Raw genomic sequence first — 25,475 nt, forward strand, 5'->3', positions numbered from 1 at the left:
AAACAGAAAGGAGATTAAAGTGTTCCATGTATTATGAAAAAGCTGTTCAGCAAACCATTGATTGGCTTGAATCACATTTGCATGAGCCGATATCTGGCAAGGATATTGTAAACGTATCAGGCTTTTCTAAATTTCATTTTCATCGGATTTTTCAAAAAGAAGTTGGCATGTCGGTTGCTTCTTATATACGTTTAAGACGCCTTGCGAATGCGGCAGCTGCTTTGCTTTATACAGATGTTCGCATTATCGACATTGCCTTGCATTATCAGTTTGAATCTCAAGAGGCGTTTACTCGGGCATTTAAAAAAATGTATCACATGCCGCCGGGAGCATATCGAACATTTATGAAACGTTTTACTGCAAAAAAGGAGGAATCTTGGATGGAGAAAAAAATGAAGGGCTGGGTATTAAGCGGTAGTCATCCATTTCAATTTGAAATAGGGGTTGATCGAGAAAATGTGCATCAGGGCAAGGCGTCGGGGTATTTAAAATCAACAATGGTGCAGGACATCGGGGAATTTGCGACGATGATGCAGCAATTTAAGGCGGACCGTTATCTCGGGAAAAGATTGCGTCTATCATGTTTTATCAAAACAAAAGGCGTAAAGCATTTCGCATCGCTTTGGATGCGGGTTGACAGTGCGGCTGAAGATGTTCTTCAATTTGATAATATGAGCAACAGGCCAATTACAGGAACAACCAATTGGAATCATTACGCTGTTGTTTTGGATGTTCCTGAAAATAGTGCTGTCATTTCATTCGGCGTTCAGTTATCGGGACCAGGCCAAGTGTGGATGGATCATGTTGTTTTTGAAGAGGTAGATGAGAGCGTTCCTTCAACAAATCTTGAAATGCCGGGAGAGCTTTTAGATGAGCCTGTTAATTTATCGTTTGAGGAAGAATTATAAGTATAGTTATCTGAAAAATACATGTGATTTTATTAGTAAATGAATGGAAAATACTATTGTTTTTCCCCGAACCCGCTCGCCTCCTGGGTTTGTAAGAGTTTGGATATTTTTATCAGTCTGGGCGGATGTGTTCATCTTTGAGGTGTTTTCCTGTATGATATAGTAAGAGTGTGCATAACAACTAACTATATCATTGAACAGGGTGTTTATATCATGGAAAAACAATACAGAGTATTACTTTACTATAAATATGTTCCGATTGAAGAGCCGGAGGTGTTTAGAGAGCAGCATCTGGCTTTTTGTAAGGAGCTTGGTTTGTTAGGCCGTATTCTTGTATCAGCTGAAGGGATTAACGGTACGGTATCCGGTACGTTTGAGCAGACTGAACAATATATGCAAGCCATGAAAGCTGATCCACGGTTTGCGGATATGGTGTTCAAGATTGATGAAGAAGAAAATCATGCGTTCAAGAAAATGTTCGTCCGTCATAAAAAAGAGCTTGTGACGCTTCGCCTTGAGGATGATGTGGATCCGAATGAAACAACAGGAAAGCATTTGAAGCCTAAAGAATTCTTTGAAAAGATGCAGGATCCTGATACAGTCGTCCTTGATGCGCGTAATGATTATGAATATGATCTCGGCCATTTTAGAGGAGCTGTCCGTCCTGACATCGAGGCGTTCCGTGAATTGCCAGAGTGGATCGAAGAAAATAAAGAGATGCTTGAAGGCAAAAAGATTTTGACATACTGCACGGGCGGCGTGCGCTGTGAAAAATTCTCAGGCTGGCTGATGAAGCAAGGCTTTGAAGATGTATCACAGCTTGACGGCGGAATCGTCACATACGGAAAAGATCCTGAGGTGCAAGGAAAGCTTTGGGACGGCCAATGCTACGTATTCGATGAAAGAATCAGCGTGCCGGTCAACCGTGTCGAGCATGTCATTGTCGGAAAAGACTACTTTACAGGTGAACCGTGTGAACGGTATGTCAACTGTGCAAATCCATCATGCAATAAGAAAATCATATGCACACCGGAAAATGAATACAAATATATGCGCAGCTGCAGCCACGAATGCCGCACGAACCCAAGAAACTTATATGTACAAGAACACAATATGACGGCGGAAGAAGTTAGCGCCAGACTTGCAGCGATTGAAAAAGAAGAGCACGCTGCTGCTGAATAATATGGAAAGAACACCTCTCATGCAGAGAGGTGTTCTTTTTTTACATGCTTTCCGTTTGTCCGTTTGCGGCGGCCCATTCTTTTTGGCGGAAGGCCTTTTCCCATTTAGAAACCACGATGCAGGCGACCGCGTGTCCCGGTACATTAACACCTGTTCGGGCCATATCCATGATGCGGTCCACGCCTGCAATAATGGCGACGCCTTCGGCAGGCAGCCCCACAGCGTTTGCAGTCGCCAAAAGAACGACAAGGGAGCCCGACGGAACAGCGGCGATGCCTTTGCTGGTCATGACAAGCACAAGCATCATGAGAAGCTGCTGTGACAGCGTCATGTCTACATTGAAGGCCTGTGCCAAGAATATACAGGAAACCGATAAGTATAGGCTTGATCCGTCACAATTCAGCGATAAGCCGGAGGGAACGACAAATGATACCACCCGTTTCGGACAGCCGTATTTCTCCATTCGATCCATAAGCTGAGGAAGAATGGTTTCGGTGCTGGTTGTGGAAAACGCAATCAGAAACAGATCCCATATCATTTTCAGCACTTCAAAATACTTAAAGTGAAAAATGAGACCAACAAGCGGAAAGAGGACAAAGAGGATCAGAAACAGACCAAGAAAAACAGTACCGACTAATTTAAACATGGGGAGGAGGAGTTCGATGCCATATTGGCCTACAGAGGCGGCCATTAAGGCAAGCACGCCGATAGGAGCGGTCACCATGACGATTTGCGTCAGTTTAAACATAATCTGAGCGACCGATTCAAAAAAATTCATCACTGGTTCAGAGGCTTTGCCGATGCCAGCGGCGGCAACACCGAATAAAATCGCAAAGAAAATGACAGCGAGTAAATCGTTTCTGGCCATGACATCAATAATGTTTGTCGGGATAATATCGAGGATCATTTGTTTGATATCCACGACTTTCTCTGTATAGCCGGAAAGTTCATGAATATCTTTTTTCGCTAAGTGAGAAAGATCCAGCCCGACGCCCGGTTTTAAGACATTTGCCAATAAAAGTCCCAGGCCCAGCACCAAAGTGGTGATCACTTCAAACCAGATAATGGTCTTTACGCCGAGGCTGCCCATCTTTTTCATACTTCCGCTTCCAGCAGCTCCGATGACAATGGTAGAAAATACAATCGGCACGACAATCATTTTAATCAAGCGGATAAATCCGTCACCGACAGGCCTGAGCGCCATTCCGAAATCAGGAAAAAAGTGGCCGATTACTGCGCCGATAGCCAATGCGATTAAAATTTGAAACGCGATAAATTTTTTCAAATGAATCCCCCTTTAGAATGATATGATGAGGCTTATTCATACCATTCGTGAATCAAATGCAAACCCCTTTTTTAAAAATTTATTTTGATAGCGCTTTCATTATGTTGGATAAAAAGTCCCCCGCGTCAGGGGGACTTTTTTACTTCATGTTCATACGGTTCATTTGTTCCTCAGATACATTTGTGAAAATAATAGGCGTTATGGCGGAAGCAGCATGCTGCTTAATGTAATTCAGTTCAAAGGTTAGAAGCAGTTCGCCTTGTTTGACGGTTTGGCCGCTCGTGACATGAGCTTCAAAGCCTTCTCCGTTCAGCTTCACCGTATCAATGCCGACATGAATCAACATTTCCGTGCCGCCAGCGCTTGTAAAGCCAATGGCGTGCTTTGTCGGAAATATCGATACAATCTCGCCGTCAGCGGGGGCAACGACTTTTCCTTCTGTTGGATCAATCGCGAAACCCTCACCCATCATTTTTTCTGAAAATACCTGGTCAGGCACGTCGGATAGGGAGAGTTTTTCTCCTTGTATCGGATATATAAAAGACTCTTCGGCAGGAGGCTCCTGCTGGGTCTCGGCTTCAGCATCAAGCGCCGCGGCGGCAGCCGGGACACCTCCAGCTATAATCGTTTTGATATCATCTTTTAAAGCATCTGACTTTGTGCCGAAAATCGCTTGGAAGTTGTTGTTCACTTCTAACACACCTACCGCCCCAAGCTGCTTTAGTTCGTCTTTGTTTACTTGGCTTGGCTGATGAACGGTGACACGCAGCCTTGTAATACATGCGTCGAGGTTGGCGATATTTTGCTGGCCGCCCAGCGCCTGCAATACGTGGAAGGCGAGCTGGTCTTTTGAAACAGGAGATTTGGCTTCACTTTGATCATCTTCATCTGCTTCACGGCCGGGTGTTTTCAGATTCCATTTCAAAATCGCATAACGGAACAAATAGTAATAAATGAAGGCGAAGACGATCCCGACAGGAATGACGACCCAGCCGTTTGTCGAAAGCCCGTAATTCAGCACATAGTCAATGCCGCCGCCGGAGAAGGTGTAGCCGTGACGGACATGGAACAGATCACACACGACAAAGATGATGCCGGCAAGAATAGAGTTTATTAAATAAAGCACAGGCGCGACGAACAAGAAAGCAAATTCAACTGGCTCTGTAATTCCAGTGAGCATAGACGTAAGCGCTGCTGAAATCATGACGCCGGAAATCATTTTCTTTTTTTCGGGCCGCGCGGTATGGATGATGGCAAGCGCGATTGCCGGCAGACAGAAAATCATGTAAGGGAAATCGCCCATCATAAAACGTCCCGCAGTCGGGTCTCCGGCGAAAAACCTTGTCAGATCGCCGGTTACGGTATTGCCTGTCGATGGATCTGTGTATTCGCCCATCATAAAATAGAAAGGTGTATAAAAAATATGATGCAGTCCAAAAGGAATCAGTAAGCGATAGATTGTTGCATAAAAGAACAGGCCGACCGTTGAATCGGCAATTAAGCTGCTGGCGGCGTTAATTCCATTTTGAATTAGCGGCCAAACAAATGAGAAAATAACGCCGATGACCAATGAACTGACCGAAGTAATAATCGGGACAAATCGTTTTCCTGAGAAAAATCCAAGGACGGGGTGCAACTCTATTGATGAAAAACGCTTGTACAAATATGCGGCAAGCAGCCCGATGATAATGCCGCCGAATACCCCCATATCAATCAGATGCTCGGCCCCTTCATAAGGAGGCTGAAGGCCGAGTAGTTTTCCCATGTTATCCAGGGTGACGGTTAAAATCAAGTATCCGATGACAGCGGCAAGCCCGGCTACTCCTTCGCCGCCAGCTAAACCAATCGCGACACCTACGGCAAAAATCAGCGGCAGGTTATCGAATACAACGCCGCCCGCATCCTTTATAATAGGAATGTTAAGTAAATCCTTGTCACCGAAACGGAGCAGCAGACCGGCTGCCGGCAGGACGGCAACCGGAGTCATCAAAGCGCGGCCGAGCTGTTGCAGAATTTGAAATGCCTTTTTAAACATAACAGTCTCCTTCTATTTGTTTTATAAGTTCTTCAGTTTTTGAGCTGCTTTTTGATCGGCGATAACGGTTACATGATTGTGTTTTTGAAGAATCGAGGCCGGTACGTCCGGCGTCACAGGCCCTTCAGCCATTTTTCGGATCGCGTCCGCTTTTTCCTCGCCATTTGCTAATAACACAATGTGTTTACTGAATTCCATGATCGTTTTTATGCCCATTGAAACGGCAAGCCTCGGCACAAGTACAGGATCGCCGCCGAAAAATCTGGCATTTGCCTGTATCGTGCTTTCAGACAGCCTGACGATTCGTGTCCGGTCCTCAAAATCAGAGCCGGGTTCATTAAAACCAATATGGCCATTCGAGCCGATGCCAAGGATTTGCACATCAATGCCTCCCGCCTGGCGGATAAGTTCCTCATACACTTTGCACTCAGCCTCAAGCTGGGGATTGTCTCCTTGCGGGATATGAATATGGTCAGGCTGAACATTGATATGCTGAAAAAGATGCTCGTGCATAAATTTGTTATAACTTTGTGGATGAGATGGAGACAGGCCTGCGTATTCATCCAAATTAAATGTTATAACCTTTGAAAAATCAATTTCGCCTGCCTGATAGTCTGAAATGAGCTGTTTGTATAAGCCGATCGGCGTGCTGCCGGTAGCCAGACCAAGAACGGCATCTTTCTTTGCCTGTACATATTCCTTAATCATGTTAGCGCTTAACTTACAGAGATCTTCATAATGATCAGCAACGATGATCTTCATCTGACACCCCCTCAATGAAATAGACAAGCATCATATTTGTTATGATCAATTTATGATATTTGTCATTACGAATTTAGCACCATCGCCATAAAATTGTCAACGTTATTTTCTGAAAATTTGTTACAAAAGGAAGTACAAATCTTTCAAAATAGGAATGCAGATGGTATTATGGTTTCATTCAAAAAGATCGGTTTACATACAGAATGGGGAGGATGAAATGGCAGCTTTATATTCTGTTATCAAATTTAAAATCATTGAATTAATCAAGTCGGGCAAATATCAGGCGAATGATCAGCTGCCGACAGAGAGCGAGTTTTGCGAGCAATATGATGTCAGCAGAACAACTGTAAGGCTGGCTTTGCAGCAGCTTGAACTTGAAGGATATATTCAGAGAATCCAAGGAAAAGGAACATTTGTATCGGCAGCTAAAATCCAAACGCCGATTCCGCATAAGATTACGAGTTTTGCAGAACAAATGAGGGGGCTGCGTTCTGAGTCAAAAGTGCTTGAACTTGTGGTGATCCCTGCCGATCATTCCATAGCCGAGCTGCTGAAAATGAAAGAGAATGAGCCTGTTAACAAGCTTATCAGAGTCAGATACGCCGAGGGTGAACCTTTGCAATACCATACCTCATATATACCTTGGAAAGCGGCACCGGGATTAGCGCAGGAAGAGTGCACCGGATCTCTGTTTGAATTATTAAGAACAAAATACAATATCGAAATCAGCAGGGGGACGGAATCGATCGAACCGATTTTAACGGATGAAACGATCAGCGGGCACCTGTTAACCAATGTTGGAGCGCCTGCATTTTTATCGGAATCCCTCACCTATGACAAAAATGAAGAAGTAGTAGAATATGCACAAATTATTACACGAGGAGACCGAACGAAATTCACCGTAGAACAGTCATATCAATCGTAAAGCAATGGGAGATAAAGAAAACGCTTTATTGTTTTAGGAAGTGATGAGGAGGACTGGTTCTATGTTTCTATTGATGAATGAGAAAGTAGTGTGGGGGTCTGTCATTGCGGCTGTCATACTCTCTATGGTGTTTTATCCTTTTCTTCCGGCAGATATGCCGATTCATTATGATGTAACGAACAGCCCGGATTTGACGGTCAATAAGCTGGCTGGAACAGCTATTTTGCCGGCCTTGATGATTGTTTTTGCATTGGCGCGGAAGGTCAACTGGCAGTTAGGGATCGCGGTTTATATTCTGCTGATTGGTCATGCCGTCATTTTGTTTTTAGCAGTTTAACGAAAACAGCCGGAAAAATCTCTGGCTGTTTTTTCTTTAACTTCACCTTCATCTTACACTAAATGTAGTGTATAATAGCCGAAGACGATAAAGAATATTCTGACATTTATATTTGAGCCCTCTTATATCAAATGAGAACGGAAAACCGCCTGTAAAAAAGAAAGGCATTACCGATTTGCAGCTCAAAATTGACAGAAAATTTAAACAAATTCATCTAGAAAGGTGTGCTTATCAGTGAACAAGCTTATTGAACGAGAGAAAATCACATCAAAGAAGGAAAAACCAGACCCTTCATCCTTAGGGTTCGGCAAATACTTTACAGATTATATGTTTGTGATGGATTATGAGGAGGAAAAGGGCTGGCATCGTCCAAGACTTACTCCTTATGCACCGATTATGCTCGATCCATCCTCTTCTGTTTTCCATTACGGCCAGGCTGTTTTTGAAGGTTTGAAAGCATACAGAACTGAAGATGGCAGGGTGCTGCTGTTCAGGCCGGAGCAAAATATTAAAAGGCTGAACAGATCATGTCAGCGAATGAGTATGCCTCCTGTAGACGAAGAGCTGGTGCTGGAGGCACTGACGCAATTGGTCGAGCTGGAAAAAGAGTGGGTTCCGAGGGAAAAGGGAACGTCGCTGTATATTCGTCCGTTTGTTATTGCCACTGAACCGAGTCTCGGTGTAAAGGCGTCAAAAAACTATACATTTATGATCGTGCTTTCGCCTGTCGGCTCTTACTATGGCGATCAGCTGCAGCCGATTAACATCTATGTGGAAGATGAGTTTGTGCGGGCAGTTAATGGCGGAGTCGGAAATGCCAAGACGTCAGGAAATTACGCGGCGAGTCTTCAGGCGCAGCAGAAGGCGAATGAATTAGGCTATGATCAGGTGCTATGGCTGGATGCCATTGAAAAGAAATACGCGGAAGAAGTAGGGAGCATGAATATCTTTTTCGTCATAAATGGAGAAGTTGTGACTCCTGCATTAAGCGGAAGCATTTTGAGCGGGATTACACGAGCTTCTGCTATTGAGCTGATCAGAAGCTGGGGCATCCCGGTCCGGGAAGAAAAGATATCGATCGATGATATTTATGCAGCCTCCGCACGAGGGGAATTGACAGAGGTATTCGGCACAGGTACGGCTGCGGTTGTTACGCCTGTCGGCGAACTCAATATTCATGGAAGAACGGTGATTGTGAACGACAGGCAAATAGGAGAAATCTCAAAAAAGCTGTATCAAACGATAACTGACATTCAGCTTGGAAAAGTGAAAGACCCGTTTCATTGGACAGTGGAAGTATGAGGATAGAAAAAGAACCTGCCTTGGGGCAGGTTCTTTTATTTTGAATGGGTCATATCAGCGGCCGGACGGCTTTTGCGGTTTTTCGTGTAATACACCGCATAGCAGATGGCCATAAACGGCACACCGCAATATAACGCGATTCTTTGATTCGGATCAAAGGCAATGCCAATCACGGATGCCAGACATAAAAGAAATGCGGCAATCGGCACAAATGGGTACCAAGGCGTTCGGTATTTCAAATCTGTGACCTTGTTTCCCGCTTCCAAATAACGTTTTCTGAACATGAATTGAGAAGCGGCGATGCCCATCCAAACGACAACGACGGCAAAGCCGGAAATCGACACGAGTATAACGTACACCGTGTCTGGCGCAAATACGCTGGACAGTAATGACAGGATGCCGCCAATCATGCTGAACACCAGCGCGTTTAGCGGGATTCCCTTTGATGTCAGCTTTGCAAATGTTGGGTGAAGCGTCTGTTCTTTTGACAGTGACCAAAGCATACGGGACGAAGCGTAAAGTCCGGAATTAGCGGCTGACAGGATGGCTGTCAGAATGACAAAGTTCATGATGTCAGCTGCGTATGGTACACCGACTCTGTCAAAGACTGCAACGAATGGGCTTTTGATAACGCCCGCTTCTTGAATCGGAATCAGCCCTGAGAGTACAAAAATGGTTCCGATAAAGAAGAGTGAGAGACGCCAGACCGTTGTTTTAATCGCTTTTGGTATGGTCTTGTCGGGATCGACGCTTTCACCCGCGGCAATTCCGATCAGCTCAGTTCCCGAGAAGGCAAAGTTGACAGACAGCATGGTCATAAAAATGGGGACAAATCCATTCGGAAAGAGCCCGCCTTCCGCTGTGAAGTTGGACAGCATCGGAGCAGCGCCCCCGTCTTTGATCGGGATGATGCCGAACATAGCGGCGCCGCCTAAAAGAATAAATAATACAATGGCTAATACTTTAATGCTGGAAAACCAAAACTCTGATTCAGCGAAAAACTTGACTGAAAACGCGTTGAGCAAGAAAATCAACAAAGCAAAAACGGCGCTCCACATCCAAACAGACGTATCGGGGAACCAGCGCTGCATTAGCAGGCCTGCCGCTGTGAACTCAGATCCCAATGCAACGGCCCATGTGAGCCAGTACAGCCAGGCGACCGTAAAACCTGTGCCCGGCCCTATGTATGTTGCTGCATAGGTATGAAACGCGCCTGTCACTGGCATGGCTACAGACAATTCGCCAAGGCACAGCATGACCAAATAGACAATTCCCGCCCCGACTAAGTACGCAAGGATGGTTCCGGCAGGGCCTGCTTGCTGTATGGTATAGCCTGAGCTTAAGAACAGACCGGTTCCGATGACGCCTCCTAATGAAAGCATAAAGAGGTGTCTGCTTTTCATACTTCTCTGAAAGTTTGTCTCATTCTTGTTGTGAGCGGATTTCATCTTTTTCCAACTTTCTATACGGCGATTTGATGGCTTCCTAATAAAAAATCTCATGTCAGCGGGTGACACGAGATTCCGGCAAGCCGGCTTTTAGGTTAGAATATACAAACTATTCCGATAAGTCAAGTGGTTTTTAAAGTCCGGGCCCAGCCGGCAATTTCTTTAATATCCTCCGGTTTTGTCCGGCAGCAGCCGCCGATCAGCTTTGCTCCGTTTTCAAACCATATGCGCGCGCTTTGTCCGTAAGGCTCGCCGCATGCTGCGCCGTTCCATGTTTTAGTGTCCGGATCATACTGTTCGCCTGAATTCGGATAGACGATAATCGGTTTAGAAGTGTTCTTCTTTAGCTCAGCAATCAATGAAGGGATATGCTGAAGCGGAGTGCAGTTGATCCCGACCGCCGCCGCTTGGCTGTGCTGATCAAGCCATGACGCGCATTCAGCGGCAGGGGTTCCGTCACTGATATGCAGACCGTCTTTCGCGCTGAAGCTGAACCACGCATATGTTTCAGGAAATTCCTTCAGCAGACGGACAATTGCTTTTGCCTCAGTAAGACATGGAATCGTTTCACATGCCAAAACATCCGCACCGGCGTCAATCAGGGCTTTCATACGGGGGCGGTGAAATTCAGCCAGCTCATCCTCAGAGATTCCGTAGTTTCCGCGATACTCAGAGCCATCCGCAAGATAGGCGCCATACGGGCCGACAGAGGCCGCAATGATCGGTTTTGGCCGATTCAAGCGGTTACCTTTCTGTGCCCAAAATTCATCACGGGCTTCGGCCGCGATACTGACGGACATCTGGATAAGCCGGCGGGCTTCCGCTTCGCTGAGCCCGCGTGCGGCAAAGCCTTCAAACGTAGACTGATAGCTGGCGGTGATCGCACAGTCGGCGCCTGCCGTAAAATAATCAGTATGAACTTGTTTAATCAGGTCCGGCTGCTCCATCAGAATTTTTGCCGACCAGAGACTGTCATTCAAGTCGCAGCCTTTGCGCTCAAGCTCGGTTGCCATCGCGCCGTCTAACACGATAAGCGGGTATGTATCTAATAGATGCTGAATTGGATTCATAGGCTGTTCCGTTCCTTCTTTCTGATTTTTTGAAAAGATATGAAAATGGTAAAGGACGTCTTGATGTTTGTCAATCAACCGAAAGATAAAGGTGTTCAGATTCCATTGATCTGAACACCTTCTGCGTTATGATATTTGTTTGTTATGAGGATCAGCAGGCGTTTCTGAAAGCTCCCAGCATTCAATCCGCTCATGATCTTTTATGACATTTTTATAAAAAACGGGATCTTTGCCCGCTTTTTTCTGACGGGTATAGTCCTTGAGAGCCGCAAAAACCACCTTCGACAATAAGAAAATGGCGATTAAGTTGACGACGACCATCAAGCCCATAAACAAATCGGCCAAATCCCATACAAGCTGCACCTTGGCTACACAGCCAAACACGATCATTGCAAGCACGCCGATGCGGTAAACGAAGATCAGTTTTTTGCTTTTGTTCAAAAAGCCGATATTGGTTTCGCCGTAATAATAGTTGCCGATCAAGGCACAGAATCCGAATAAGAGGATCAGGATGGCGAGAAAGCCTGACGCCCATGGTCCGATATGGGAGCTGAGAGAGGCTTGAGTTAAGGCGATTCCGCTCAGTCCCGGTGTATGATAGGCGTCTGAAAACAGGATGATAAAGGCCGTGCTTGTACAAATGACCAGCGTATCAGTAAGCACACCAAATGCCTGGATCAGCCCTTGTTTTACAGGATGGCTTGTCGTCGCGGTGGCAGCGGCATTCGGTGCGCTTCCCATTCCCGCTTCGTTTGAAAAAATCCCCCGTCTGACACCTTGCATTAAAGCCGCTCCCAAAGCGCCGCCGGCCGCCTGGTCAAATCCAAACGCGTTTTTAACAATAAGCGCAAAAACGGCAGGCAGCTGGGTGATGTTTGTGAGAATCACGAAAAAAGCGACTCCGATATACAGGACAGCCAAAACAACAACAATATATTCTGCCAGTTTTGCGATGCGTTTGACACCGCCAAAGATAATCGTTCCAAACACAGCAATTAAAATGAGTCCAAGTGTCAGGCGGTTTGTGCCGAACGCGTTTTCAAACGCGAGACTGACCGTATTTGATTGAACCGAGTTAAAGACGATACCGAACGACAGCGTGATTAAAACGGCGAACAAGGCGCCCATCCATCTTTTGTTCAGTCCTTTTTCCATATAATAAGCAGGACCGCCGCGGAAGCCGTTTGCATCTTTCACCTTATAAATTTGAGCCAGTGTACTTTCGACAAAGCTTGACGCTGACCCGATAATGGCAATAATCCACATCCAGAAAATCGCACCGGGCCCGCCCAGCGCAATCGCAATGGCAATACCCGTAATGTTTCCGGTGCCGACACGGGCTGCCATGCTGATACAAAACGCTTGAAACGGAGAGATGCTGTTTTTCGACCGGGATGCAGCGCCTTCCTTTAACACCCTGACCATTTCCTTCAGCATGCGAACCTGCAAAAATTTAAGCCTGAACGTAAAATAGATCCCCAAAGAAAGAAGCAATACAATTAATAGCTTTGACCACAAAAAATCATTTGCGAAACCGACGATATGTTCCAGGAATTGCTGCATACAATCACCTCGTTTTTTATTTTAAAAAATGCTGAGTTCCCACTCCTGCGCGATGTGCTTCAGCAGCATGCCGCCAGTCAGGCTGTTGCCGTATTCATCAATGGCAGGCCCGTAAATGCCGATGCCGCATCCGTTTTGGAAAGGCTGCTCTCTTCTGGCGCTTGGAGGAACCAGCGCCATGATGCCGCCGGAGACACCGCTTTTGGCCGGTACCCCGACAAACGCCGCATATTTGCCTGAGGCGTTATACATGCCGCATGTCAGCATTAAAGCCTTGGCGAGCTTTGCCACATCCTTTGGAATCACCTGCTGGCGGTGAATCGGGTGATAACCGTCATGAGCAAGGATCAGGCCGATCAATGCAATGTCTTCTGTCGTGCCTTCCATAGCGCATTGCTTCAGGTAAACCTCCAGCGTTTCTTCCACATCGGCTTCTAAAAAGTTTGTCTCTTTTAAGTAGTAAGCCAGTGCTCTGTTACGGTGGGCGGTTTCCCATTCAGACCGGAAAACTTCCTCATGTATTCTGGGCCGTTTCCCTATTAATGTTTCAATGACAGAGTACAGATACTCCAGCCTATCGCGGGCTGTCTCTCCCGGAAGAAGCGAGGCGATTGTAATGGCGCCAGCGTTAATCATAGGGTTAAACGGTTTTCCGGGCTTGTGCATTTCAAGACGGATAATTGAATTAAAGGCGTCACCTGTCGGCTCGACATCGACGCGGTCAAGCACATAGGGAATGCCGCGGCTCATGCACGCAGCGATAAAGCTGATGACTTTTGAAATGCTTTGCAGGGTAAAAGGGACGTTCCAATCGCCGGCATGTATCATTGCTCCATTAGGCTCCAATATACAAATGCCGAGCTGTGAGTCATTAACTTTTCCTAACGCGGGGATATAATTTGCGCTTTGTCCATTGGCGGCAAAGGGGCGGTAATGTTCTACCCATTCATACAGCTGTGACGCCAGATTCTTTTCTTCCGGGCGTTCTTTTATCAGTTCTTTCATCAAATTCCTCCTATCTGTTTTTGCTATTGGGGACTGAGGCGGAGTAAAATCGAAGACAGGCGAGGCGTTAAACGCTTTCAAGAATGCGGAAAGGTATCATAACTGTATAATGGAGACTACAGAATCATACAAAATACGACAAAAATTTTTTGAAAATAAGCCGTTGGTTTTATAAAAAGCTTACATACTGGGTCGAAAGAAATTTGCAGGTTTTTTGTCCTTTCCTCAAAATAAAAAATGAGGATGTGATCATAATCAAACTGGAACGTTTTTTTGAGAAAGACGCATATATAATGGCGCTTATGCTCGTTACTGTGCCGCTTGCAGGCGAACTGAAATTTTATCCCCTCAATGAAGAGTTCCGAATCAGCTTCGGCGCGCCGGCTTTTTTCTTTTTCTTAGTGCTGCTGCGGCATGTGTCCGCTGTATTGCCGGGATTTTTGACTGGAACATCGGTTTTCGTATTTCGTGTTTTATTGGAATTATGGGACGGAAGACACGCAGGGCTGATTCCAATCCTGTATGATCAAGCGTCCGGCTTTTTCTTTTACATGACGTTTGCATGTCTGTTTTATGTGTTGCAGGCGAACCGCTATCGTGATCGGCCGGTAATGCTCGGTTTTTATGGATTTATGATTGAAATTGCTTCCGATAGCGTCGAGCTGGCCGTTCAGTTTCTTATTTTTCATACGGTGGTGACGCCTGAGAAAATAACGGATATCGCGGTCGTTGCGATTTCTCATACATTTATTGTCATCAGCTTTTTTAACGTGCTGAAGCTGTATGAAACGCAGTCCAGAGAAAAGCAGACAAGGCGGCAAAATGAGCACATGCTGATGATTGTGTCGAATTTATATGAAGAAACAGTGCATTTAAAAAAGACGCTGAAAACGACAGAGCACGTGACAAATGAATCCTATCAGCTCTACCGGGAAGTGAAGGGCAAGGACGATCAGCTCGGCGGCAGGATTTTAAGGCTGGCAGGGGAAATTCATGAAGTGAAAAAGGACAACCAGAGGATATATGCCGGGCTTTCGAAACTGATTTCTAATGAAAGTTTTAAAGATTATATGAATGCCTCGGACCTTTTCCGGCTTGTCATTCGAATGAATGAAAAGTACGCTGAATCATTGGGCAAACAGATCAATTTTCATTGTTCAATAGAGGGCGAGCATGACGATTATCATGTATTTATTGTTCTTTCTATCATTAATAATTTGACGGCAAACGCGGTGGAGGCGATGGGGGATGAGGGAACGGTCAGCCTGAGGCTCCGTAAGCCAGATGAGAGTATGATAGAATTTCAGGTGGAAGACAATGGTCCCGGCATTTCGGAGAAAATAGGAGATATTGTGTTTGATCCGGGCTTTACCTCAACGTATGACAAGTTTGGCACGCCCTCAACCGGAATTGGGCTTTCCTACGTCAAGGAAATCGTGACAGAGCTTGAGGGAGACATCAAGTTTCACAACCAGCAGCAAGGAGTGGTCTTTACCATCAGGCTGCCTGCCAGACATTTGATTCAGAAAGGATGAACGGATAATATGCGTTTTTTTATCGCTGATGATGACCGCGCGGTGCGGTCGATTTTAAGGCAGATCATAGAGGATGAGGACCTTGGAGAGGCTGCGGGTGAAGCGGAAGACGGAAGCCAAGTGGAAGGGCATATATTGCAATTTAAGCAGATTGATATTTTGTTAATCGATTTATTAATGCCCGGGCGGGACGGAATTGAGACCATACGCCGGATCAAGGACTCTTATTCCGGGAAAATCGTAATGATCTCACAAGTGGAAGCTAAAGAAATGGTCGGAGAAGCGTATTCTCTCGGCATTGAATATTTTATTCATAAACCAATTAACCGTATTGAAATTGTGACTGTTCTGCAAAAGGTGAAGGAACGAATCGAGCTTGAAAACTCGATCGGAGATATCCAAAACTCTTTAAGCCGGCTGGTCAACCGAACCGAACGGAAAGCACGGTCTCAGTATAAAAATGACAACAGCTTAAAAGAAGCGGGAACATTTTTGCTATCCGAGCTCGGTATGATGGGGGAAGGCGGCGCTCATGATATGATGGCGGTCCTTCAGTATTTAACTGAGCATGAACAATCTGAGCCTTACGAAAAAAATATCCCTTCTTTAAAACAAATCTTCACACAAGTAGCGGAACGAAAGCTTGGAGCTGCGGCATCACAAACGGAAATCAACCGCGAAGTGAAAGCCTCGGAACAGCGAATCCGCAGAGCCATTATTCATTCGCTGGACCATTTTGCCTCATTGGGCACAACTGATTTTTCGAATCCTAAATTCGAAACCTACGCATCAAAATTCTTTGATTTTCCGGTCGTCAGCCAAAAAATGAAAGAAATTCAATCCAAAGAGGCAAAACCCCTCGCACCTGCCAGAGTGAATATGAAAAAATTTATCCACGTATTTTTTTTGGAAGCAAAGCTTTTGAACGAAACGATGAAAGAAAGAAGTATGTGAAAAAACAGCCGGCTAGCAGCGGCTGTTTTTTTTTGTGCGGAAAAACGGGGGCTTTCAGCGTTTTTGTGAAAAGTCTGAAAATAAAGTTATTGACTTATTGTTTATTTGTCTTACAATTAAACAAAAGGATATGTTGAAAGGAGAGGATATGCAACCACATGATTTTAAAGCGCTTTCAAATGAGCTGTTTACACAAATGACAGGAGGTTTTGTACATGAGCCGTATAAGAAAAGCACCTGAAGGGATTTTAGGTTTTCCGGTTGCGCCTTTTAATACACAAGGAAAGCTGGAGGAAGAAGCTCTGTTTCAAAATATCGAGTTTTTGCTCGAAGAAGGCTTGGAAGCGATTTTTATCGCCTGCGGGTCAGGGGAATTTCAGTCCCTTAGCCAGAAAGAATACGAAAACATGGTCGAAGTCGCGGTTTCGGCTGCGGGAGGAAAGGTCCCGGTCTATACGGGAGTGGGCGGCAATCTCAGCACCGCGCTTGATTGGGCGCGTATATCAGAGAAAAAAGGCGCTGACGGCTATTTGATCCTTCCTCCGTATTTGGTGCATGGCGAACAGGAGGGGCTGTATCAGTACGCCAAAACGATTATTGAAAGCACGGACTTGAATGCCATTCTGTATCAGCGCGACAATGCCGTATTTTCTCTTGAACAGATCAAACGGCTGACGGAGCTTGAACAGCTTGTTGGTGTGAAAGACGGGGTGGGGAACATGGATTTGAATATCAACCTCGCCTATACAATCGGTGACCGCTTGGGATGGCTTAACGGAATGCCGATGGCTGAAGTGACGATGCCGTCCTACCTGCCAATCGGTTTTCACTCTTATTCTTCAGCCATTTCGAATTATATTCCGCATATTTCCCGGATGTTCTATGAAGCTTTGAAAAACGGAAACAACGATGCGGTGAAGGAACTCTATCAGCATGTCATTCTGCCGATCAACGATATCCGGAAGCAGCGGAAAGGGTATGCGGTGTCCTTGATCAAAGCCGGCATGGAGATTATGGGGATGAATGTGAGAAATACAGCCAGACCGCCTGTCGGGCCGGTTGAAAAAGAACACTATCAGCAATTGGAAGCCATTTTGAAGCAAGCGGCGGATCGTTTCCCGAAGAAGGCCGCGACGGTTTGACAAACATAAAAAGCATGAAAGGGGCAATGGGCATGTCTGTAATCACGGAAAAAAACACATATCTCAATTTTATTAATGGAGAGTGGGTCAAAGCTCAATCAGGCGATATGATCAAATCGGAAAATCCTGCGGATGTGAACGACATCATCGGCTATGTGCAGAGTTCAACGGCTGATGATGTGGACCGGGCCGTCGCCGCCGCTCATGAGGCGAAAACGGGATGGAGAAAGCTGACGGGGGCAGAACGGGGCCAACTGCTGTACAAAACAGCTGATATCATGGAGCAGCGCTTAGAGGACATCGCCGCATGTGCGACGCGTGAAATGGGAAAAACCCTGCCGGAAGCAAAAGGAGAAACCGCTCGCGGCATTGCGATTCTTCGCTATTACGCCGGCGAGGGCATGCGAAAAACAGGCGATGTTATTCCGTCTACTGACAAAGACGCACTGATGTTTACAACTCGTGTCCCGCTTGGTGTCGTCGGCGTGATTTCGCCGTGGAACTTCCCGGTAGCGATCCCGATTTGGAAAATGGCGCCGGCACTGGTGTACGGCAATACTGTTGTCATCAAACCCGCAACAGAAACTGCCGTTACATGTGCGAAGATCATCGCTTGTTTTGAAGAAGCGGGATTTCCGGCGGGAGTCATCAATTTGGTGACTGGCCAAGGGTCAGTTGTCGGCCAAGGCATTGCCGAACATGACGGGGTCAATGCCATTACGTTCACGGGTTCGAATCAGGTTGGGAAAATCATCGGGCAAACCGCTTTAGCGAGAGGCGCCAAATATCAGCTTGAAATGGGCGGGAAAAACCCGGTGATCGTAGCGGATGATGCTGATCTTGAAGCGGCAGCGGAAGCCGTGGTGACAGGCGCTTTCCGTTCAACGGGCCAGAAGTGCACCGCAACGAGCCGTGTCATTGTCCAAAGCGGAATTTACGACCGCTTTAAAGAAAAACTGCTGCAGCGCACAAAGGAGATCACGATCGGAGACAGCTTGAAAGAAAACGTTTGGATGGGACCGATCGCAAGCAAAAATCAGCTTGATAACTGTCTATCGTATATTGAAAAAGGCAAGCAGGAAGGCGCTTCTCTTTTGATCGGAGGAGAAAAGCTGGAGGATGGAAAGTATCAAAACGGATATTATGTGCAGCCTGCCATTTTTGACAACGTGACATCTGACATGACAATTGCCCAGGAGGAAATTTTCGGACCGGTCATCGCTCTGTTAAAGGTGGACACGATGAGGGAGGCTTTAGACATCTCCAATGATGTGAAGTTCGGATTAAGTGCATCTATTTTTACGCAAAACATCGGCCGTATGCTTTCATTCGTTGATGAGATTGAAGCCGGGCTTGTCAGGGTCAACGCGGAAAGCGCAGGGGTTGAGCTTCAGGCGCCATTTGGCGGCATGAAGCAATCAAGCTCCCACTCCCGCGAACAGGGTGAGGCCGCGAAGGACTTCTTCACGGCGATCAAAACCGTATTTGTGAAGCAGTAAAGGTGCTGGAAAGAGGCGCTTGTCTCTTTCCAAGCCTTATCACCAGCCAGCATATGATTCTCTACTTTGACAAAGGAGAAAATATTATGAAAAAAGACCATGCGAATGTTTCGCCGGCGGGCAAAAAAACATCTGTACGCTGGTTCATCGTATTTATGCTGTTTCTTGTGACGTCTATTAACTACGCAGATCGTGCGACGCTTTCGATTACAGGTGATTCCGTCCAGCATGACCTTGGACTGGATTCGGTTGCCATGGGGTATGTTTTTTCTGCATTCGGCTGGGCTTATGTCATCGGACAGCTTCCCGGAGGCTGGCTGCTGGATCGATTTGGATCAAAAACGGTTATTGCGTTAAGCATCTTTTTCTGGTCATTTTTTACGCTGCTGCAAGGGGCGATTGGATTTTTTACCGCTGGCACAGCGATTATCCTGCTGTTTGCGCTGCGCTTTTTAGTCGGGCTTTCTGAGGCGCCTTCATTTCCCGGAAACGGCAGAGTGGTTGCTTCCTGGTTCCCGAGCTCCGAACGCGGTACAGCTTCAGCCTTTTTTAACTCAGCTCAATACTTCGCAATCGTCATTTTTTCTCCTTTAATGGGCTGGCTCACCCACTCTTTTGGCTGGCATTCCGTCTTCGTAGTGATGGGGGCCGCGGGAATCCTACTGGCTTTTATCTGGTTAAAAACGGTATATGAACCGAAAAAACATCCGAAGGTCAACAAAGCCGAGCTTGCGTACATTGAAGAAGGCGGCGGGCTGATTTCAATGGATGACAGTCAAAGCAAGCAGGAAAAAGAATCAAAATGGCCGTATATCAAACAGTTATTAACCAACCGCATGCTGATTGGCGTGTACATCGCGCAATATTGCATTACGACTCTCACCTATTTCTTTCTCACATGGTTTCCGGTATATTTGGTTCAGGCCCGCGGAATGTCCATTCTTGAAGCGGGGTTTGTGGCTTCCCTCCCGGCGCTGTGCGGATTTGCGGGCGGCGTGCTTGGAGGCATCGTGTCTGATTTTTTACTGAAAAAAGGCCGTTCTCTCACCTTCGCGAGAAAAGGACCGATCATTGTCGGCATGCTGCTGTCTTGCAGCATGATTATCTGCAACTATACAGAATCAGCGTGGCTCGTCGTTGTAATCATGTCACTCGCGTTCTTCGGAAAAGGCTTTGGCGCCTTGGGCTGGGCTGTCGTGTCGGACACGTCGCCAAAAGAGTGTGCGGGATTAAGCGGCGGTTTGTTCAACACATTCGGAAACATCGCCTCGATTACGACTCCGATTATTATCGGCTACATCGTGAATGCCACAGGATCTTTTAATGGCGCCCTCGTTTTTGTCGGCGCTAATGCGATTGCAGCAGTCCTCAGCTATTTGCTGCTGGTCGGGCCGATCAAACGAGTCGTACTAAAGAAACAAGAGCAAGACCCCGATCAATCACTGCCTGTCTAATACTTATGAAAGCGCTTTATCAAAGGAGGATGACAGATGAGTTCACCAATACAGGAACAGGTTCAAAAAGAAAAAAGATCGAATATTCCATCAATTACTGAAATGAGAGTCATTCCAGTCGCGGGTCATGACAGTATGCTGCTGAATTTAAGCGGCGCCCACAGCCCGTTTTTTACCCGAAATCTTGTCGTCTTAACGGACAGCAGCGGGAATCAGGGTGTCGGCGAGGTGCCGGGCGGGGAAGTGATCCGCCGCACACTGGAGCTTGCAGAGCCGCTTGTTGTCGGAAAATCGATCGGTGCGTACCAGTCGATTTTGCAAACAGTCAGAAAGCAGTTTGGGGACCAGGACAGGGGAGGCCGCGGAATCCAGACATTTGATTTGCGCACTGCGGTGCATGTGGTCACAGCCTTGGAAGCCGCTTTGTTAGATGTGCTCGGCAAATTTCTCAATGAACCGGTTGCGGCTTTGCTTGGAGAAGGACAGCAGCGGGATGAAGTCAAGATGCTCGGTTATCTATTTTACATTGGTGACCGAAAGCGGACGACATTGCCGTATCAAAGCAATCAGCAGTCAGATTGCGAGTGGTTCCGCCTCCGCCATGAGGAAGCGCTGACTCCTGAGGCCGTTGTACGTCTTGCAGAAGCGGCACAAGAGCGCTACGGCTTCCAAGATTTCAAGCTGAAAGGCGGCGTATTGCGGGGCGAGGAAGAAATGGAAGCCGTCACCGCGTTATCAAAACGTTTTCCTGAGGCGAGAATTACCCTTGATCCGAACGGGGCTTGGCCGCTAGAAGAAGCTGTTACATTATGCAGAGGAAAGCATGATGTACTTGCTTATGCCGAAGATCCGTGCGGTGCGGAAAACGGTTATTCCGCACGTGAAGTGATGGCTGAGTTCCGCCGCGCGACAGGCCTGCCGACCGCGACAAATATGATTGCGACTGACTGGCGGGAAATGGGGCACGCGATTCAGCTGCATGCGGTCGATATTCCGCTGGCTGATCCCCATTTCTGGACGATGCAGGGTTCGGTGCGGGTTGCACAGATGTGCCATGATTGGGGGCTGACGTGGGGCTCGCACTCCAATAATCATTTTGACATCTCTCTTGCCATGTTTACCCATGTCGCGGCCGCAGCTCCGGGACGCATCACAGCGATTGATACCCATTGGATCTGGCAGGACGGACAGCGTTTAACCAAACAGCCTTTAGAAATTGTTAATGGCTGTGTGAAGGTGCCTGATAAGCCTGGGCTTGGCATCGAAATTGATATGGAACAAGTGGAAAAAGCGCATGATCTCTATCGAAAAATGAATTTAGGCGCAAGGAACGATGCAATTCCTATGCAGTTTCTGATCAGCAATTGGGAGTTTGACCGCAAGCGCCCGTGTCTCGTGCGATAAGTTTTATTCTAAATATTGTCATAACGAATATTTTGTCTTACAATTGAACAACTGAAGGGAGAGTTGTTCGTGTACGAAGGTTTAGAAGATCTGAAGGTGGATACAGTCAATCGGAAAACATTAGCCAAGCAAGTCATTGAACGGATTGTCCATTTACTGTCAAGCGGACAATTAAAGGCCGGAGATAAATTGCCGACAGAAATGGAGCTAATGGATATCTTACATGTCAGCAGACCGGTGCTTCGCGAAGCGCTTAGCTCACTAGAGACGCTGGGCGTTATCACGAGAAAAACCCGCGGGGGCACGTATTTCAATGACAAAATCGGGATGCAGCCTTTTTCCGTCATGCTTGCTTTGGCGACTGATAATCTTCCGGCCATTATTGAAGCGCGGATGGCGTTAGAACTCGGGCTGGTGACGATTGCCGCGGAAAAGATAAATGAAGAAGAGCTTGAGCGTTTACAAAAAACAATCGACGACATCGCCAGCAGCACTGACAACAATTATGGAGAAGCAGATAAAGAATTTCACCGAATTATTGCATTAAGCGCTAATAATCCCGTTGTTGAAGGAATGATTCAATCTTTGCTGATCACACATGCGAAAATCGACAGCCAGATTCCGTACAGGGAAAGGGATGTTACGGTTGAATACCACAAAAAAATCTACGACGCCCTTGCCAAAAGAGATCCTTACCAGGCTCATTACCACATGTATGAGCATTTGAAATTTGTCCGTGACAAAATTTTGAATGGAATAGATGAAAAATAATTGTTATGACAGCCGCAGTTTGACATCGGGATTTGCGGCTTTTTTTAAACCAAAATCAGAAAGCGTTTACAATATTGAGGAGTGATGTTCCTATGGTGATGAACCTCAGACAGAATCAAGCGCCTCTTTACATTAAAGTGAATGTAAAAGATAACACGGCGATTATTGTAAATGACGGCGGACTGAAAAAGGGCACTGTTTTTCCATGCGGGCTGATGCTTGAAGAAGATGTTCCTCAAGGCCATAAAGTGGCCCTAACCGATTTGAATCAGGGGGATGCCATCCTGCGTTATGGAGAAGTGATCGGATTTGCAGATCAGCCGATCAAACGCGGAAGCTGGGTGCGGGAAGCTTTGGTGAGAATGCCCGCCCCTCCGGAACTCCATGACCTTCCTATCGCAAACAAAGTGCCTGAACCGCTGCCGCCTCTTGAAGGCTATACGTTTGAAGGATATCGAAATGCTGACGGCAGTGCGGGAACAAAAAATATTCTCGGTATCACCACAAGTGTTCAATGTGTCGTCGGCGTGCTGGATTATGCGGTAAAACGGATAAAAGAAGAGCTTCTTCCGAAATATCCAAATGTCGATGATGTCGTGCCGCTTCATCACCAATATGGATGCGGCGTGGCCATCAATGCCCCAGACGCCGTGATTCCCATCCGCACGATTCAAAATCTGGCAAAGCATCCGAACTTCGGCGGAGAAGTGATGGTGGTCGGATTAGGATGTGAAAAGCTCCTCCCGGCACGGATTGCACCTGAGAAAAAAGATCACATCATTTCACTTCAAGATCATCAAGGCTTTGCGAATATGATTCAATCGATCATGGAAATGGCGGAGGAGCGGTTAATCAGACTCAACAGCAGAGTCCGTGTAACCTGCCCTGTTTCTGACCTGGTAATTGGCTTGCAATGCGGCGGCAGTGATGCCTTTTCCGGCGTGACGGCGAATCCGGCAGTGGGATATGCGGCTGATTTATTGGTTCGGGCAGGCGCAACGGTCTTGTTTTCTGAAGTGACTGAGGTGCGGGATGCGATTCACTTATTAACGCCGCGAGCTGTCAGCGAAGAGGTCGGACGTTCGCTGATCGATGAGATGAAGTGGTATGACAGCTATCTGAGGCGGGGGGAAGCAGACAGAAGCGCCAATCCGTCACCTGGCAATAAAAAAGGCGGTTTATCCAATGTGGTGGAAAAAGCGTTAGGATCGGTAGCAAAGTCAGGCACAAGCCCCATTTCCGGTGTGCTCGGGCCTGGGGAGAAGGCGGAGAAAAAGGGTTTGCTGTTTGCAGCGACGCCGGCAAGCGACTTTGTGTGCGGAACCCTTCAGCTGGCGGCAGGCATGAATCTGCAGGTCTTTACGACAGGCAGAGGAACACCGTATGGATTGGCTGCTGCGCCGGTGCTGAAAGTATCTACACGCCATTCATTAACAGAGCATTGGGCGGATTTAATCGATATCAATGCCGGGCGAATTGCTACCGGAGAGGCCAGTATCGAAGAAGTCGGCTGGGAGATTTTTCGGATGGTCTTAGATGTAGCGAGCGGCAGGAAACAAACATGGGCGGACCATTGGGGCCTTCATAATGATTTGTGTTTGTTTAACCCCGCGCCTGTGACTTGATTCATTTTTTATAGTAGATCAAAACTGGAATATGATGTAACATGGAGATCAACTACAATGAACGGAGGGGTTCCGACATGGCATTCAATAGATTCCGATTAATACGAATTCAATAGTGAACGACACTCGCCTGGATGCGGGGAATCGGGATGAATCTGCCTATGTATGTACCCTAATATTGTAATGAAAAGAGGGTGGCGATGCTGCCCTCTTTTTTTGTTCCTTAAAAACATCCCTTCTCTCTAACGACAGGCGGAATATGAGAAAGGGGAAAAGAGATGACAAACCCGAACGAAAGGCAGCTAATCACTGAGATTGTCGCGTTTGCACGCAATCAAGGTTTGACGGTTCACTCTGATAACGCTCAATTGAATGAAACGGGAATGGATTTTCAAGTTGTATTTGCCGAGGATGATACAGGTATGCCATGGGTACTGCGAAAACCGCGGCGAAGCGATGTTGTTGAAAGAGCAGCTTCAGAAGGCAGAACGCTTGCCTTTCTCCGCGCGAATCTCACAGCTGATGTGCCGGATTGGAAAATTCATACGCCGGAATTGATCGCTTACCCGAAGCTTAGCGGAACGCCTGCTGCTGGAATTGATTTGGAACAGAAACAATATGTATGGAATATGAATCATCAGCCGCCGTCAGACGATTTTGTTCATACACTTGCCGAAATACTGGCAGAATTGCATGGCATGAATCAAACATCTGCCGACCAATCCGGAATAGAAGTGGTGATGCCAGAAGATTTCAGGAAAATGACAGCTGAATCTATGGCTGATGTGAAGAATAAGTTTGGCGTATCTAAGCAGCTTTGGGAAAGATGGCAAACGTGGATCAATGATGATGCATACTGGCCCGGTTTCTCCGCGCTGATACACGGCGATCTCCATCCACCGCATATCCTTATTGATCAAAATGAACACGTCACAGGCCTTCTGGATTGGACAGAAGCGAAAGTCGCCGATCCAGCCAAGGATTTTGTCTTTTACCACATGATTTTCGGAGAAAAAGAAACAGCCCGTTTGCTTGAATGCTATGATCAAGCAGGCGGCCGTGTATGGTCAAAAATGCAGGCTCACATCTCAGAGATGCAGGCGGCGTATCCGCTGGAAATTGCCAAGTTCGCTCTTCAGACACAGCAGGAGGAGCACGTAAATATGGCTCTGGAAGCACTTGGCGAATCTAAATTGGATTAAGAATTGACTTCTGTAAATTGACGGAGTATTATAAATTTTACAAACGAAAGAACGGATTAACAATTGT

General features: G+C 46.7%; 21 protein-coding genes and 1 other annotated feature (1 of these 22 cut by a window edge). Of the genes, 14 read left to right on the forward strand and 7 right to left on the reverse strand.

Annotation, left to right across the window (positions count from 1 at the left end):
- Positions 1-26 precede the first annotated feature (26 nt).
- Positions 27-908 (forward strand): helix-turn-helix domain-containing protein, encoded by an 882-nt coding sequence (locus NYE43_RS01355; RefSeq protein ID WP_101860215.1) that lies wholly within the window; start codon positions 27-29, stop codon positions 906-908.
- Positions 909-1,121: 213 nt separating this feature from the next.
- Positions 1,122-2,090 (forward strand): oxygen-dependent tRNA uridine(34) hydroxylase TrhO, encoded by a 969-nt coding sequence (gene trhO / locus NYE43_RS01360; RefSeq protein ID WP_024120071.1) that lies wholly within the window; start codon positions 1,122-1,124, stop codon positions 2,088-2,090.
- Between the two features lie 40 nt (positions 2,091-2,130).
- Here the strand turns inward: trhO and gltP are convergent, their stop codons facing one another.
- From gltP to nagB, 3 genes are all read right to left on the reverse strand, one after another.
- Positions 2,131-3,375, reverse strand: a complete 1,245-nt coding sequence (gene gltP / locus NYE43_RS01365; RefSeq protein ID WP_101860214.1) for a glutamate-aspartate/proton symporter GltP — start codon at positions 3,373-3,375, stop codon at positions 2,131-2,133.
- 139 nt (positions 3,376-3,514) lie between these two features.
- Entirely contained in the window at positions 3,515-5,410 is a 1,896-nt protein-coding gene (gene ptsG / locus NYE43_RS01370; protein ID WP_095714495.1) for a glucose-specific PTS transporter subunit IIBC, read from the reverse strand.
- A gap of 21 nt (positions 5,411-5,431) precedes the next feature.
- A complete protein-coding gene (nagB, locus tag NYE43_RS01375) occupies positions 5,432-6,172 on the reverse strand; it encodes a glucosamine-6-phosphate deaminase (protein WP_095714494.1) in 741 nt (246 codons plus the stop codon).
- Between the two features lie 217 nt (positions 6,173-6,389).
- On the opposite strand from nagB, the gene gamR reads away from it, so the two are divergent.
- The 3 genes from gamR to NYE43_RS01390 all read left to right on the forward strand — a co-directional run bounded on the left by gamR (position 6,390) and on the right by NYE43_RS01390 (position 8,736).
- Positions 6,390-7,097, forward strand: a complete 708-nt coding sequence (gamR, locus tag NYE43_RS01380; protein ID WP_024120075.1) for a transcriptional regulator GamR — start codon at positions 6,390-6,392, stop codon at positions 7,095-7,097.
- A gap of 61 nt (positions 7,098-7,158) precedes the next feature.
- The gene (locus NYE43_RS01385) at positions 7,159-7,434 is read left to right on the forward strand and encodes a DUF1648 domain-containing protein (protein WP_024120076.1); all 276 of its coding nucleotides are present in this window, start codon (positions 7,159-7,161) and stop codon (positions 7,432-7,434) included.
- Positions 7,435-7,668: 234 nt separating this feature from the next.
- A complete protein-coding gene (locus tag NYE43_RS01390) occupies positions 7,669-8,736 on the forward strand; it encodes a branched-chain amino acid aminotransferase (RefSeq protein WP_024120077.1) in 1,068 nt (355 codons plus the stop codon).
- 35 nt (positions 8,737-8,771) lie between these two features.
- On the opposite strand, the gene mmuP is transcribed toward NYE43_RS01390, so the two are convergent.
- The 4 genes from mmuP to NYE43_RS01410 form a co-directional block, all read right to left on the reverse strand.
- Positions 8,772-10,184: an S-methylmethionine permease gene (gene mmuP / locus NYE43_RS01395; RefSeq protein WP_101860213.1), complete on the reverse strand. Its 1,413-nt coding sequence runs from the start codon at positions 10,182-10,184 to the stop codon at positions 8,772-8,774.
- 122 nt (positions 10,185-10,306) lie between these two features.
- The gene (gene mmuM, locus NYE43_RS01400; protein ID WP_101860253.1) at positions 10,307-11,254 is read right to left on the reverse strand and encodes a homocysteine S-methyltransferase; all 948 of its coding nucleotides are present in this window, start codon (positions 11,252-11,254) and stop codon (positions 10,307-10,309) included.
- A gap of 126 nt (positions 11,255-11,380) precedes the next feature.
- Positions 11,381-12,817, reverse strand: coding sequence for an alanine/glycine:cation symporter family protein (locus NYE43_RS01405; protein WP_044162103.1), 1,437 nt, complete (start codon positions 12,815-12,817; stop codon positions 11,381-11,383).
- 21 nt (positions 12,818-12,838) lie between these two features.
- Positions 12,839-13,822, reverse strand: a complete 984-nt coding sequence (locus tag NYE43_RS01410) for a glutaminase (RefSeq protein ID WP_024120081.1) — start codon at positions 13,820-13,822, stop codon at positions 12,839-12,841.
- A gap of 302 nt (positions 13,823-14,124) precedes the next feature.
- Between NYE43_RS01410 and NYE43_RS01415 the strand changes: the two genes are divergently transcribed.
- From NYE43_RS01415 to mphK, 9 genes are all read left to right on the forward strand, one after another.
- Complete coding sequence (locus NYE43_RS01415; RefSeq protein ID WP_101865339.1) at positions 14,125-15,357, forward strand: ATP-binding protein; 1,233 nt, start codon at positions 14,125-14,127, stop codon at positions 15,355-15,357.
- A gap of 9 nt (positions 15,358-15,366) precedes the next feature.
- Positions 15,367-16,311 (forward strand): DNA-binding domain-containing protein, encoded by a 945-nt coding sequence (locus NYE43_RS01420; protein ID WP_024120083.1) that lies wholly within the window; start codon positions 15,367-15,369, stop codon positions 16,309-16,311.
- Positions 16,312-16,526: 215 nt separating this feature from the next.
- The gene (gene kdgD / locus NYE43_RS01425) at positions 16,527-17,453 is read left to right on the forward strand and encodes a 5-dehydro-4-deoxyglucarate dehydratase (protein WP_059292043.1); all 927 of its coding nucleotides are present in this window, start codon (positions 16,527-16,529) and stop codon (positions 17,451-17,453) included.
- 32 nt (positions 17,454-17,485) lie between these two features.
- Positions 17,486-18,952 carry an alpha-ketoglutaric semialdehyde dehydrogenase GucD gene (gene gucD, locus NYE43_RS01430; RefSeq protein ID WP_101860252.1) on the forward strand — a complete coding sequence of 489 codons (1,467 nt, stop codon included), beginning with the start codon at positions 17,486-17,488 and terminating at the stop codon, positions 18,950-18,952.
- A gap of 86 nt (positions 18,953-19,038) precedes the next feature.
- A complete protein-coding gene (gene gudP, locus NYE43_RS01435; protein WP_024120087.1) occupies positions 19,039-20,406 on the forward strand; it encodes a glucarate transporter GudP in 1,368 nt (455 codons plus the stop codon).
- Positions 20,407-20,442: 36 nt separating this feature from the next.
- Positions 20,443-21,810 (forward strand): glucarate dehydratase, encoded by a 1,368-nt coding sequence (gene gudD / locus NYE43_RS01440; protein WP_341060684.1) that lies wholly within the window; start codon positions 20,443-20,445, stop codon positions 21,808-21,810.
- Positions 21,811-21,879: 69 nt separating this feature from the next.
- The gene (locus tag NYE43_RS01445) at positions 21,880-22,581 is read left to right on the forward strand and encodes a FadR/GntR family transcriptional regulator (protein WP_024120090.1); all 702 of its coding nucleotides are present in this window, start codon (positions 21,880-21,882) and stop codon (positions 22,579-22,581) included.
- Between the two features lie 92 nt (positions 22,582-22,673).
- Complete coding sequence (garD, locus tag NYE43_RS01450; RefSeq protein WP_326323778.1) at positions 22,674-24,206, forward strand: galactarate dehydratase; 1,533 nt, start codon at positions 22,674-22,676, stop codon at positions 24,204-24,206.
- 278 nt (positions 24,207-24,484) lie between these two features.
- Positions 24,485-25,408, forward strand: a complete 924-nt coding sequence (mphK, locus tag NYE43_RS01455) for a macrolide 2'-phosphotransferase MphK (protein ID WP_341060687.1) — start codon at positions 24,485-24,487, stop codon at positions 25,406-25,408.
- Positions 25,409-25,464: 56 nt separating this feature from the next.
- Positions 25,465-25,475 (forward strand) — a binding site (T-box leader) (it continues 239 nt past the right edge of the window).

Source organism: Bacillus sp. FSL R5-0434 (assembly GCF_038004745.1).
Taxonomy (GTDB): Bacteria; Bacillota; Bacilli; order Bacillales; family Bacillaceae; genus Bacillus; species Bacillus halotolerans.